The organism is uncultured Ralstonia sp. (assembly GCA_913056305.1).
GTDB lineage: Bacteria > Pseudomonadota > Gammaproteobacteria > Burkholderiales > Burkholderiaceae > Ralstonia.
Window position 1 is genome coordinate 1 of sequence record CAJXMR010000133.1, and the last position, 13,198, is coordinate 13,198.

Annotated in this window: 8 protein-coding genes; 2 read left to right on the forward strand and 6 right to left on the reverse strand. The window is 66.8% G+C overall.

Annotated features, from left to right (window positions below):
- Positions 1-138 precede the first annotated feature (138 nt).
- A complete protein-coding gene (locus tag QZ609_RS18075) occupies positions 139-1,857 on the reverse strand; it encodes a thiamine pyrophosphate-dependent enzyme (protein WP_295497679.1) in 1,719 nt (572 codons plus the stop codon).
- A 382-nt stretch (positions 1,858-2,239) separates the two neighbouring features.
- Here QZ609_RS18075 and QZ609_RS18080 point away from each other — a divergent pair, with 382 nt between their 5' ends.
- Both QZ609_RS18080 and QZ609_RS18085 read left to right on the forward strand, forming a co-directional pair.
- A complete protein-coding gene (locus tag QZ609_RS18080) occupies positions 2,240-5,800 on the forward strand; it encodes an indolepyruvate ferredoxin oxidoreductase family protein (RefSeq protein ID WP_295497681.1) in 3,561 nt (1,186 codons plus the stop codon).
- A 142-nt stretch (positions 5,801-5,942) separates the two neighbouring features.
- Positions 5,943-6,581: a LysE family transporter gene (locus tag QZ609_RS18085; RefSeq protein WP_295497683.1), complete on the forward strand. Its 639-nt coding sequence runs from the start codon at positions 5,943-5,945 to the stop codon at positions 6,579-6,581.
- 60 nt (positions 6,582-6,641) lie between these two features.
- On the opposite strand, the gene sbcB is transcribed toward QZ609_RS18085, so the two are convergent.
- The 5 genes from sbcB to QZ609_RS18110 all read right to left on the reverse strand — a co-directional run.
- Positions 6,642-8,081 (reverse strand): exodeoxyribonuclease I, encoded by a 1,440-nt coding sequence (gene sbcB, locus QZ609_RS18090; protein ID WP_295497685.1) that lies wholly within the window; start codon positions 8,079-8,081, stop codon positions 6,642-6,644.
- 75 nt (positions 8,082-8,156) lie between these two features.
- Positions 8,157-8,963 carry an ethanolamine ammonia-lyase subunit EutC gene (gene eutC, locus QZ609_RS18095; RefSeq protein ID WP_295497687.1) on the reverse strand — a complete coding sequence of 269 codons (807 nt, stop codon included), beginning with the start codon at positions 8,961-8,963 and terminating at the stop codon, positions 8,157-8,159.
- 8 nt (positions 8,964-8,971) lie between these two features.
- Positions 8,972-10,366, reverse strand: a complete 1,395-nt coding sequence (locus QZ609_RS18100; RefSeq protein WP_295497689.1) for an ethanolamine ammonia-lyase subunit EutB — start codon at positions 10,364-10,366, stop codon at positions 8,972-8,974.
- A gap of 12 nt (positions 10,367-10,378) precedes the next feature.
- The gene (gene eat, locus QZ609_RS18105) at positions 10,379-11,836 is read right to left on the reverse strand and encodes an ethanolamine permease (RefSeq protein WP_295497691.1); all 1,458 of its coding nucleotides are present in this window, start codon (positions 11,834-11,836) and stop codon (positions 10,379-10,381) included.
- Between the two features lie 91 nt (positions 11,837-11,927).
- Positions 11,928-13,198, reverse strand: a 1,271-nt coding sequence (locus QZ609_RS18110; RefSeq protein ID WP_295497692.1) for an aldehyde dehydrogenase family protein, incomplete at its 5' end; no start/stop codon positions are given.

Sequence of the window (13,198 nt, forward strand, 5' to 3'; positions counted from 1 at the left end):
TTTTGCCTACTTTTCTTTGGCAAGACAAAGAAAAGTAGGTCGGCCCCGGCAGGGGGCGAAAGGGGGATGGACCACCAACATCCATCCCGGCAGGAACAAAAAAGAACTGCACCACCGGGACCAAAGCATCACCCCCCATCACTTCACAAAGTTATCCACCAGCAGCTTCTCAACATCGCTAATCCGCCCGCTCAGCACGGCCTTGGCCGCATACAACGCGGTATCCACCACCTGGCTCGCCTCCACCGTGGGCGGCATCACCAGCTCCGTCGGATTGGTATGCACGTCCAGCAGTGCCGGCCCGGGCTCCGCAAGGAACGCCCGCACCGCGGCCTCCAGGTCTTCCACGCGCGTGACCTTTCGGCCCGCAAAGCCAATCACGTCCGCCAGCTTGGCAAAATCCGGATTCAGCAGATCGGTGTAGTTGTCGAGCAGGCCTTCCACCTTCTGCTCCAGCTCGACAAAGTTGAGCGACGCGTTGTTGATCACCACCACCTTGATCGGCAGCTTCTCCTGCACCGCCGTCAGCAGATCGCCGAGCAGCATCGACAGGCCGCCATCGCCAGAGACGGAGATCACCTGCCGCCCCGGATACGCCTTCTGCAACCCCAGCGCCTGCGGCATGGCATTGGCCATCGAGCCGTGCAGCAGGCTGGCCATCGTGCGGCGTTTGCCATTGGTGTGGATATGGCGCAGCGTCCAGACCATCGCCGAGCCGCTGTCGGCGGTGAACAGCGCATCGTCCGCCGCGTGCTGGTTGAGCAGCTTGAGCAGATACTGCGGGTGGATCAGCTCGCCCTTGCCCGGGTGCTCTTCGTGCGCGAGCGTCTTGAGTGCATCTTCGCGACGCTTGAGGCAGGCATCGAGGAAGCTGCGATCGGTGCGCTCGGCCACCAGCGGCAGCAGCGCCTCCAATGTGGGAATCACGTCGCCGACCACGCCCAGGTCCACCGGGTGGCGGCGGCCCAGGTGCGTGCCGTCGTGGTCGACCTGGAGGATGGTGGCGCGATCCGGATAGAACTGCGACCAGGCGAAGTCGGCACCCAGCAGCAGCAAGGTGTCGCACTCCATCATCATGTGGAAGCCCGACGTGCTGCCGATCATGCCGGTCATGCCCATGTTGTACGGGTTGTCGTACTCGACGAAATCCTTGGCGCGCGAAGTGTGCGCGATCGGCGCCTTGAGCTTGGCCGCCAGCGCCACCAGCTGGTCGTGCGCGCCCTGGCAGCCCGAGCCGGCGTAGATGCCGATCTTCTTCCCCTGGCCGATCAACTCGGCCATGCGGTGCAGCTCGGCATCGGAAGGACGCAGCACGGGCTGCGGTGTATGCACGGCAAACGGCAGGTCGTGGCTGACCTCGGCCTGGCTGATGTCGGCCGGCAGGATGATGACCGCCACGCCACGCTTGGCGATGGCCGTCTGGCACGCCAGTGCGGTCACGCGGCGCGCCTGGTCCGGGTGGTACACCTGCTCGCAGAACACCGAGCAGCTCGCGTACACCGACTTGAAATCCACCTCCTGCGGAAAGTCCATGCCCAGCTGCGGCGTGACGATCTGGCTGGCGATCACCACCATCGGCGCGCGGTTGCGCTGCGCCTCGAACACGCCGTTGATCAGGTGCAGGCTACCCGGCCCGCATGAGCCGGCGCATGCGGTCAGCCGGCCGCTCACATAGGACTCCGCGCCGGCCGCAAACGCGGCAGCCTCTTCGTGGCGCGTGTGCACCCACGCGATGCCGCTGCGGTGGATGGCATCCGTGACGTGGTTCAGCGTATCGCCGACGATGCCATAACAGTGCCGCACGCCGGCGGCCTCCAGTGTTTGAACGACGATCTCGGCGACTTTCTTGCTCGACATGCCTTGCTCCTTGGTGGGGTCGATTGATTGACAAGGCAAGTTCGTCGCCGCCGCGCGCGGGCAGTTCCACGCAACACCGCGTTGACTGGGTAAGAGTCTGTGAAGACGGCACGGCGGCGTCGGCGACCATCTCGGCGGCCTCTTTGCATGCATCGCACCATCCGCGCCCGTCGCCTGGCGCATGCGCCATTTCTGTGCCGGAAGCGTCGCAACTCAGGGAAAACCCACCCCCAATCTTGCTGCGTTGCACGGTGTTGGCAATGTCACGCGATGCTACGATGCGCGGACCCACGGCTGCCTGCCGGCTTCCACAAGAAGCGGCGCGGGTGCCACCAAAAGAGACCTGCTGTCGGCGATCCCGGCACACCCACACGGAGCACGCATGAATGCCCCTCTGAACGACGCGCTACGCCGCGCGCTCGAGACTGTTTCCCTGGAAGACAAGTACACGCTGGAGCGTGGCCGCATCTACATCAGCGGCACGCAGGCCCTGGTGCGTCTGCCGATGCTGCAGCAGGAGCGCGACCGCGCGGCCGGGCTGAACACGGCGGGCTTCATCTCCGGCTACCGCGGCTCGCCGCTGGGGGCGCTGGACCTCGCCTTGTGGAAGGCGAAGAAGCACCTGGCCGGCCACAACATCGTCTTCCAGGCGGGGCTCAATGAAGACCTGGCCGCCACGTCGGTCTGGGGCTCGCAGCAGGTCAACCTGTACCCGTCGGCCAAGTTCGATGGCGTGTTCGGCATGTGGTACGGCAAGGGCCCGGGCGTGGACCGCACCATCGACGTGTTCAAGCACGCCAACTCGGCCGGCTCGTCCGCGCGCGGCGGGGTGCTGGTGCTGGCCGGCGACGACCATGCCTGCAAATCGTCCACGCTGGCGCACCAGTCGGAGCACGTCTTCAAGGCAGCCGGCATTCCGGTGCTGTATCCGTCCAACGTGCAGGAATACCTCGACTACGGCCTGCACGGCTGGGCGATGAGCCGCTACTCCGGCCTGTGGGTGTCGATGAAGTGCGTGACGGATGTGGTGGAATCGTCGGCTTCGGTCGATGTTGATCCGCACCGCGCCGAAATCATCCTGCCGGAAGATTTCATCATGCCGCAAGGCGGCCTGAACATCCGCTGGCCCGATCCGCCGCTGGTGCAGGAAGCCCGCCTGCTCGACTACAAGTGGTACGCGGGCCTGGCCTATGTGCGTGCCAACAAGCTCGACCGCGTGGTGCTCGATGCGCCGCAGGCGCGCTTCGGCATCATGACCGCCGGCAAGGCTTACCTCGATGTGCGCCAAGCGCTGGTCGACCTGGGGCTCGACGAGGAAACCTGCCGCCGCATCGGCATCCGCCTGTACAAGGTCGGCTGCGTGTGGCCGCTGGAAGCCCACGGCGCGCGTGCGTTTGCCGAGGGGCTGCAAGAGATCCTGGTGGTAGAAGAGAAGCGCCAGATCCTCGAATACCAGCTCAAGGAAGAGCTGTACAACTACCGCGACGACGTGCGCCCGCGCGTCTACGGCAAGTTCGATGAGAAGGACCACGCCGGCGGCGAATGGTCGGTGCCGATGGCCAACTGGCTGCTGCCGGCGCACTACGAACTCTCCCCGGCGCTGATCGCCCGCGCCATCGCCACACGCCTGGAGAAGTTCGAGCTGCCCGAAGACGTGCGCGCGCGCATCGCCTTCCGCATCTCCATCATCGAGGCCAAGGAAAAGGCGCTGGCCAAGCCGCGCATCACCGCCGAGCGCAAGCCGTGGTTCTGCTCGGGCTGCCCGCACAACACGTCGACCAACGTGCCCGAAGGCTCGCGCGCGCTGGCCGGCATCGGCTGCCACTACATGACCGTGTGGATGGACCGCCGCACCGACACCTTCAGCCAGATGGGCGGCGAAGGCGTGGCGTGGATCGGGCAGATGCCGTTCTCGTCGGACCAGCACGTGTTCGCCAACCTGGGCGACGGCACCTACTACCACTCGGGCCTGCTGGCGATCCGCGCGTCGATCGCGGCCAAGGTCAACATCACCTACAAGCTGCTCTACAACGATGCAGTGGCCATGACCGGCGGCCAGCCGGTGGACGGCCCGCTGTCGGTGCCGCAGATTGCCGCGCAGGTGCATGCGGAAGGCACGTCGCGCATCGTCATCGTCACGGACGAGCCGGAGAAGTACAACGCCGCAATCAAGCTGCCGGAAGGCGTGACCGTGCACCACCGTGATCGCCTGGACGCCATCCAGCGCGAGCTGCGCGCCGTGGAAGGCACCAGCGTGCTGATCTACGACCAGACCTGCGCGACTGAAAAGCGCCGCCGCCGCAAGCGCGGCACGATGGCCGACCCGGCGCGCCGCGCGTTCATCAACGACGCGGTGTGCGAAGGCTGCGGCGATTGCTCGGTCAAGTCGAACTGTCTGTCGGTCGAACCGTTGGAAACGGAGCTAGGCACCAAGCGCAAGATCAACCAGTCGTCGTGCAACAAGGATTTCTCGTGCGTGAACGGCTTCTGCCCGAGCTTCGTGACGGCCGAAGGCGCGCAGGTGCGCAAGCCGGAATCGCGCGGCACGGCGATGGACGGCCTGCCGCTGCTGCCGCACCCGGACCTGCCCGAGATCCAGCGCGCATACGGCGTGCTGGTGACCGGCGTGGGCGGCACGGGCGTGGTGACCATCGGCGGCCTGCTCGGCATGGCCGCGCACCTCGAAGGCAAGGGCGTGACCGTGCTCGACATGGCGGGCCTGGCGCAAAAGGGCGGCGCGGTGCTCTCGCACGTGCAGATCGGCGAGCAGCCGGACAGCATCCACGCCACGCGCATCGCCATGGGCGAGGCGGACTTGGTGATCGGCTGCGATGCGATCGTCTCGGCGGCGGATGAAGTGCTGTCCAAGGTGCAGCACGGCCAGACGCGTGCCATCGTCAACAGCGCCGCCACGCCGACGGCCGACTTCATCAAGAACCCGAACTGGCGCTTCCCGGGCAGCTCGGCCGAGGCCGACATCCGCGCGGCCATCGGCGACGCCTGCGCGTTTGAAGATGCCAGCGCGCTGGCCGTGCGCCTGCTGGGCGACGCGATCTACACCAACCCGCTGGTGCTGGGCTTCGCGTGGCAGAAGGGCTGGATTCCGCTGACGCACGATGCGCTCATCCGCGCCATCGAGCTGAACGGCGTGTCGGTCGACAAGAACAAGACCGCGTTCGAGTGGGGCCGTCACCTCGCGCACGACCGCGATGCCGTGCTGAAGCTGGCCGGCGACGCGCCGCAAGTGAAGGCCGACGTGATCGCCCTGCCCTCGCTGGACACGCTGATCGCCCGCCGCGTCGATCTGCTGACCGCGTACCAGAACGCCGGCTATGCCGCCGAGTTCCGCGCCGTGGTCGAGCGCGTGCGCGCAGCAGAAACGGCCGTCGTTGGCGCCGGCCAGGCGCTGGCGCTCACGGAAGCCGTCGCCCGCAACCTGTCCAAGCTGATGGCGTACAAGGACGAATACGAAGTCGCCCGCCTGTACACCGACCCGGCCTTCCTCGACAAGCTGCGCGCGCAGTTCGAGGGCGAGCCCGGCCGCGACTACCAGCTCAACTTCTGGCTCGCGCCGCCGATGACGGCCAAGCGCGACGAGAAGGGGCACCTGGTCAAGCAGCGCTTCGGCCCGAACACGATGCGCATCTTCAAGCTGCTGGCCAAGCTCAAGGGCCTGCGCGGCACGGCGCTCGACGTGTTCGGCAAGACCGAGGAGCGCCGCACCGAGCGCGCGCTGATCGGCGAGTACCGTACGCTGGTGGATGAACTGGTCAAGGGGCTGTCGGCGCAGAAGCTGGCCCAGGCCGTGGAGCTGGCACGCCTGCCGGAAGACATCCGCGGCTTCGGCCACGTGAAGGACGCCAACCTGGCGGCCGCGCGCATCCGCTGGAACAAGCTGCTGACGCAGTGGCGCGATCCGGCGGCTGCACAACGCGCCGCATGATGTGTTGATGGTCGGGGAAGTGCAGTAAGGGAACCGGAGGCTTCGGCCTCCGGTTTGCCTTTGGGCAAACGCAAACGCGTTTGCCACGCCCGTGTCAGAATGCCCTTCTTGCAAGGAACCGCCGCCCCAAAAGGAGACGCCGATGTCCGCATCCGCCGCCGTTTTCGCCATCCTCGTTGCGCTTGGGCTTGGCGCAATGATTCCCGGCCCCAGCTTCGTGCTCGTCGCGCGCAACGCCATCGGTCTGTCCCGCAGCGATGGACTGGCTACCGCGCTCGGCATGGGTGCGGGCGGCATTTTCTTCGGCGGCCTCGCGCTGGCCGGGCTCTACACGCTGTTGCAGGCGGTCGAATGGCTCTATATCGGCCTCAAGATCGCTGGCGGTGCGTATCTCATTTTCATGGCTTCGAAAATCTGGCGCGGCGCCGATCTGCCGATCACCGTCGGCGACGCGCTTGCCACGCGATCCAGCAGTGCGCGCAAGTCATTCTGGATCGGCCTGACCACGCAGCTCAGCAACCCGAAGACGGCCATCTGGTACGGCAGTATCTTTGCTGCCTTGCTTCCGCAGCATCCGCCGCTCTGGTGCTATTTCGTGCTCCCGCCGCTTGTGTTCTTGGTCGAGTGCGGCTGGTACACAATCGTCGCGCTCTGTTTTTCGAGCCGAGGGCCGCGTGAGGTCTATCTGCGTGCGAAGAAATGGGTGGACCGGATTGCGGCCGGTGCCATTTCGATGCTTGGTTTGCGCTTGATTCTGACCGCTCCAAAAGCTGGCATTTGAAGCGGCGGGGCGGAACAACCCGTCGTGTTGGCCGCCGTCACTTGGCGTAACGGCGACAGATTATTCCGGCGCGACCATCTCCGCGTAGTCGTGCAGCGCGCCGAGGACGCGCTCGGCACGCGCATCGCCACGCTCAGCGGCCTCAGCGCCCAGCTGGTCGATGCGCTCCATGTACGCATCCATCGTCAGGTAACCATCACGCCCCTCGAACAGGCGCTCGGCGCGCAGTTGCTGCCACCGCTCGTGTTCGTCTTCGGAGAGCGTGTCGGGGAAGTTGCGCGCGCGGTAGTGGAAGAGCAGTTCGGGCAGGCGCGCATCGGCAAAGTCAGGATGCAGGTTTGCGAGCTGCTCGCCGGAGAGCGTGCGCAGTTCGTTGAGCGTGCGGCGGTCGTCGTTGCTGACGAAGCCGCCGTACAGGTTCTGGTCCACATCTTCGATCGGCTCCAGCTCGCGGGCGTAGACCTGGCGCCAGGTTTCACGCAGGTCGGGCGCACCTTGCGCGATGGCGGCGTGGCGCTCGATGGTCGCGAAGTCGATCCCCCAGCGCTCGGCTTGCGCGGGCTGCAGCGTCTTCAGGTTGCCGATCACGATGGGCGACTTGTTGATATGGATCGACTTGATCGGCAGGCGTGTGGTGCCCTCGGCCAGATCGGCGGTGCGCGTGAACATGCGCTCGCGGATGGTGGCGACGTCCATGTGGAACAGCTCGGACGGGTCGAAGGCCAGGTCCCACACGATCAACTCGTTCTTGTTGGTTGGGTGCCCGCCCAGCGGCCAGACCACGGCCATACAGCCACGGTCGACGCCATACATGCCGGAGATGTGGAGCAGCGGACGCGGCGCGGCGCCGATCTCCGCAATCACGCGGTCCTTCTTGCGCAGCGCGAAGCAGAAGTCGAACAGGCGCGGCTGCGCGTTGCGGATCAAGCGCGCCAGGCCGATGGTCGCGCGCACGTCGGACACCGCATCGTGCGCGGCTTCGTGCAGCAGGCCGTTGGCCTTGGACAGGTGCTCCAGCTTGAAGCTCGGGTTGCCCTCGTCGTTCACGGGCCACTCGATGCCTTCCGGGCGCAGCGCCCACGTGGTGCGCACCACGTCGAGCAGGTCCCACCGCCCGCAGTCGTTCTGCCACTCGCGCGCATACGGGTCGATCAGGTTGCGCCAGAACAGGTGGCGCGTGATCTCGTCGTCAAAGCGGATGGTGTTGTAACCGACGCCGATGGTGCCGGGCGTGCCCAGCTCGCGCTCGATGGCCTGCGCGAAGCGGTATTCCAGAATGCCTTGTTTCAGGCACTGCTGTGGCGTGATGCCGGTGATCAGGCACGAGGTCGGGTCGGGCAGCCAGTCGTTGGAGGGCTGGCAGAACAGCTCGACGGGCGCGCCGATCTCGTTGAGTTCGGCATCGGTGCGGATGCCCGCGAACTGCGCCGGGCGATCGCGGCGCGGCACGGCGCCGAAGGTTTCGTAGTCGTGCCAGAGGAAGGTGGGGGTGACGGGCAAGGGACGCTGCTCGCTGGAAAGCCAAAGGATGCCGGCATGCTAACAGCCCCGCCGGCCAGTCAATCAACCCGCCCGTCAATCGAGCAGGAAGTTGCGGTGCGCGCCGCCCAGCACCGGCACCTCAGCTTCCTCCTTGAGCTGCACGCCGGAGAGCTGCCGCCGCCACGCCTCGCGCATCAGGTACAGCAGCTTGTGTGCGGCCATCGGCGTGCTCAGGCCTTCGGGACGCACATTGGAGATGCAGTTGCGCGCGGCATCGGTCAGCCCGATCTTGGGTGCATAGGTGAAGTAGAGGCCGAGGCTGTCGGGCGAACTCAAGCCCGGACGCTCGCCGATGAGGATGACGGACATGCGCGCGCCCAGCCGCTCGCCCACCTCGTCGGCGACGGCCACGCGGCCTTGCTCGACCAGCACGATGGGCGCCATCGACCAGCCCTCGGCGCGGATGTCGTCGGTCAGCCGCGCGATGAGCGGCGCGGCGTGACGGTGTACCGCCAGCGCGGAGAGGCCGTCGGCCACCACGATGGCGACATCCACGCCGCCAGCCTGAGCGACATCGCGCAGTTGCTGCACGGAGGCCTCGACCAGACGGCGGCCGAGATCGGGGCGTTGCAGGTAGTGGTTGCGATCGTGCGCGGCACTGTGCAGCAACAACGATGCGATGCCCTGCTCCGCCAGTTGCGCACGCAGCGCAGCGTGATCGAACGGCAGGTGTACCGCGTCGCGCGCTTGTGCGTGCGCGGCCTGGAAGGCGAGCTGCGGCTGCGTTGGCAGGCTGACCCCGGCGCGCCCGAGTGCGATGCGGGCCGGCGTCAGTTGCCGCAATTGCTGCCACGGATTCGGCGTGGCGACGGTCGGTGTGTCGTCGCGTTCATCAGTCATCGCGGGCCTCATGCGAGTTGCGCCACGGCGCGGCGGAAGGTATCGGGCAGCGCATCGGCCAGCGCGATGCGGCCTTCGCCCTGCGTGGCAATGCCCATGCGGGCGAGCCAATCCTCGAACTCCGGCGCAGGCCGCAGGCCGAGCACGCGGCGCACGTACAACGCATCGTGGAACGACGTGGTCTGGTAGTTGAGCATCACGTCGTCGGAACCCGGGATGCCCATGATGAAGTTGATGCCCGCTGCGCCCAGCAGCGTGAGCAGCGTGTCCATGTCGTCCTGGTCGGCCTCGGCGTGGTTGGTGTAGCAGATGTCGCAGCCCATCGGCACGCCGAGCAGCTTGCCGCAGAAGTGGTCTTCCAGCCCTGCGCGGATGATCTGCTTGCTGTCGTACAGGTACTCCGGGCCGATGAAGCCGACGACCGTGTTGACGAGCAGGGGCTTGAACTGGCGCGCCACAGCGTAGGCGCGCGCCTCGCAGGTCTGCTGGTCGACGCCATGGTGCGCGTTGGCGGACAGCGCGCTGCCCTGGCCGGTTTCGAAATACATCACGTTGTCGCCCACCGTGCCGCGCTGCTGCGCGAGCGCCGCCTCGCGTGCCTCCTGCAGCAAGGCGAGGCTCACGCCAAAGCTGGCGTTGGCCGCCTCGGTGCCGGCGATCGACTGGAACACGAGGTCGACCGGCACGCCGCGGCGGATGGCCTCGATGGAAGTCGTCACGTGCGTCAGCACGCAAGCCTGCGTGGGGATGGCATAACGCTGGATGACCGCGTCGAGCATCTCCAGCAGGTTGCAGATGGCGGCCGTGCTGTCGGACACGGGGTTGATGCCGATCACCGCGTCGCCGCTGCCGTACATGAGCCCGTCGAGCAGGCTGGCGGCGATGCCGGCGGGGTCATCGGTCGGATGGTTCGGCTGCAGCCGCGTCGACATGCGCCCACGCAGGCCGATGGTGTTGCGAAAGCGCGTGACCACGCGAATCTTCTGCGCGACGAGGATCAGGTCCTGCACGCGCATCAGCTTGGATACCGCTGCGGCCATCTCGGGCGTGAGGCCCGGTGCGAGCGCGACCAGCACAGCTTCGTCCGCCGCGTCGCTCAGCAGCCAGTTGCGGAAGTCGCCGACGGTGAGGTGGCTGACGGGTGCAAACGCTGCTGCGTCGTGCGTATCGACGATCAGGCGCGTGACCTCGTCCGCCTCGTACGGGATGACGGCTTCGTTGAGGAAGTGCTTGAGCGGGATGTCGGCCAGCGCCATCTGCGCGGCCACGCGTTGGGCCGCGTTGTTGGCGGCCACGCCGGCCAGGGCGTCGCCAGAGCGGGCCGGGCTGGCTTTGGCCAGCACGTCTTTCAGGCTGTCGAAGCGGTAAACCTCACCGCCCAGGGTGTGCGAGAAACGGGTCATGTCGGGGCCCTCTCAGTGCAAACCGGCTTCCGCCTGCTGGATGGCGGCAAACTCTTCTTCGGGCGTGCCGGACACCAGGTGATGGCGGCTGACCAGCGCGAAGTACATGATCAGCACCGCATACACCGCCGCCGCGCCCACCACCACGCGCGGGTCCACCACAAAGCCGGCGACCAGCGCCACACAGGCCAGCACCAGCGCGATGCCCGATGTCACGATACCACCGGGCGTGCGGTACGGCCGCGCCATCTGGGGCCGGCGCACGCGCAGGGTGATGTGCGCGGCCATCATCAGCACGTAGGACAGCGTGGCCCCAAACACCGCCACCAGGATCAGCAGATCGCCCTGCCCCGTGAGCGACAGGCCAAAGCCGATGATGCCGGGCACCACCAGCGCCGCCACCGGCGCCTGGTTGCGGTTGGTACGCGACAGCCCGCGCGGCAGGTAGCCCGCGCGCGACAGCGCAAAGATCTGGCGCGAATACGCATAGATGATCGAGAAGAAGCTGGCGATGAGCCCCGCCAGGCCGACCAGGTTGACGCACTGGCTCATCCACGTCGGGCCGCCATGCGCGCGCTGCAGCGCTTGCACCAGCGGGTCGCCCGAGGCCATCAGCGCACGGGCGCCCGCGCCGCCGGGGCCGATCAGCAGGATCAGCAGCGCAAACACCAGCAGCACGCATACCGCCCCGATCAGCCCGCGCGGCAGGTCGCGCTGCGGGTTGCGCGTTTCCTCTGCCGCCAGCGGCACGCCTTCCACGGCCAGGAAGAACCAGATCGCATACGGGATCGCCGCCCAGACGCCGACATAGCCGAACGGCAGGACAACGTTGGCGCCCGCCGCCGACGTGGGGGCGATGTCAAACAGGTTCGCCCACTGGAACGACGGCACCATACCCACCAGGAACACCACCAGCGCCACCACCGCCACGGCCGTAATGCCGAACATCAGCTTGAGCGCCTCGCCCGCGCCCAGCACGTGCACGCCGATGAAGACCACGTAGAAGGCCAGATAGACGCGCCACCCGCCCACGCCGAACAGCGACTCGCAATACGCGCCGATAAAGCAGGCGATGGCGGCCGGCGCGATGGCGTATTCGATCAGGATGGCGGTGCCCGTGAGAAAGCCGCCCCACGGCCCGAACGCCGTGCGCGCAAAGCCGTAGCCGCCGCCAGCGGTGGGGATCATCGAGGCCAGCTCGGCCAGTGAGAGGCACATGCACAGGTACATCGCCGCCATCAGCAGCGTGGCGATGAACATGCCACCCCAGCCGCCTTGCGCGAGACCGAAGTTCCAGCCGGCGTAGTCGCCGGAGATCACGTAGGCGACGCCCAGGCCGACCAACAGCACCCAGCCGGCCGCGCCGCGCTTGAGTTGGCGTTGCTCGAAGTAGCGGGCGTCGACGCGTTCGAATTCGACGGCGGAGGCGGCGCCGGGGCCAGCGCTGGAGGGGGGCGTTTGTGTCGACATGTGATTTTTCTCGGTCTTAGAAATGACAATGCGAGAACAGGTCGCCCCGTTCTCGCATGCAACAACGCCCGGCGTGGCCGGGCCAGCCGGATCAGAAGAACCCGAGCGGCTGCGTGTCGTAGCTCACCAGCAGGTTCTTGGTCTGCTGGTAGTGGTCGAGCATCATCTTGTGGGTCTCGCGGCCCACGCCCGACTTCTTGTAGCCGCCAAACGCCGCGTGCGCCGGATACAGGTGGTAGCAGTTGGTCCACACGCGCCCGGCCTTGATGGCGCGGCCGACGCGGTAGGCGCGGTTGATGTCGCGCGTCCACAGGCCGGCGCCCAGGCCGTACTCGGTGTCGTTGGCGATCTGCAGCGCCTGCGCCTCGTCCTTGAAGGTCGTCACGGCGATCACCGGGCCGAAGATCTCTTCCTGGAACACGCGCATGCTGTTGTCGCCCTTGAGCAGCGTCGGCTTGATGTAGTAGCCCTTGGAAAGCTTGCCCGGCAGCACCTCGACGTCGCCGCCGACCAGGCATTCGGCGCCTTCTTCCTGCGCGATCTCCAGGTACGAGCGGATCTTGTAGAACTGCTGCTCCGAGGCCTGCGCGCCGACCATGGTGTCGGTGTCGAGCGGGTCGCCGCGCTTGATGGCGGCCACCTTGGCCATCACCACATCCATGAAGCGGCCGTAGATCGATTCCTGCACCAGCGCGCGCGACGGGCACGTGCACACCTCGCCCTGGTTGAAGAAGCCCAGCACCAGGCCTTCGGCCGCCTTCTCGATGAAGCTCGGCTCGGCGTGCATGATGTCTTCGAAGTAGATATTGGGCGACTTGCCGCCCAGCTCCACCGTCGACGGGATGATGTTCTCGGCCGCGCACTTCATGATGTGCGAGCCCACCGGCGTCGAACCCGTGAAGGCGATCTTGGCGATGCGCTTGCTGGTGGCCAGCGCCTCGCCGGCTTCCTTGCCGAAGCCGTGCACCACGTTGAGCACGCCCGGCGGCAGCAGGTCGCCAATCAGCTCCATCAGCACGTTGATGCCCAGCGGCGTCTGCTCGGCCGGCTTGAGCACGATGCAGTTGCCGGCGGCCAGCGCGGGCGCCAGCTTCCAGGCGGCCATCAGCAGCGGGAAGTTCCACGGGATGATCTGGCCCACGACGCCCAGCGGCTCGTGGATGTGATACGCGACGGTGTGCTCGTTGATCTCCGCCGCCGAGCCCTCCTGCGCGCGGATGCAACCGGCGAAGTAGCGGAAGTGATCGACCGCCAGTGGAATGTCGGCATTCAGCGTTTCGCGCACCGGCTTGCCGTTGTCCCAGGTCTCGGTCACGGCCAGCAGTTCGAGGTTCTGCTCGATGCGGTCGGCAATCTTGAGCA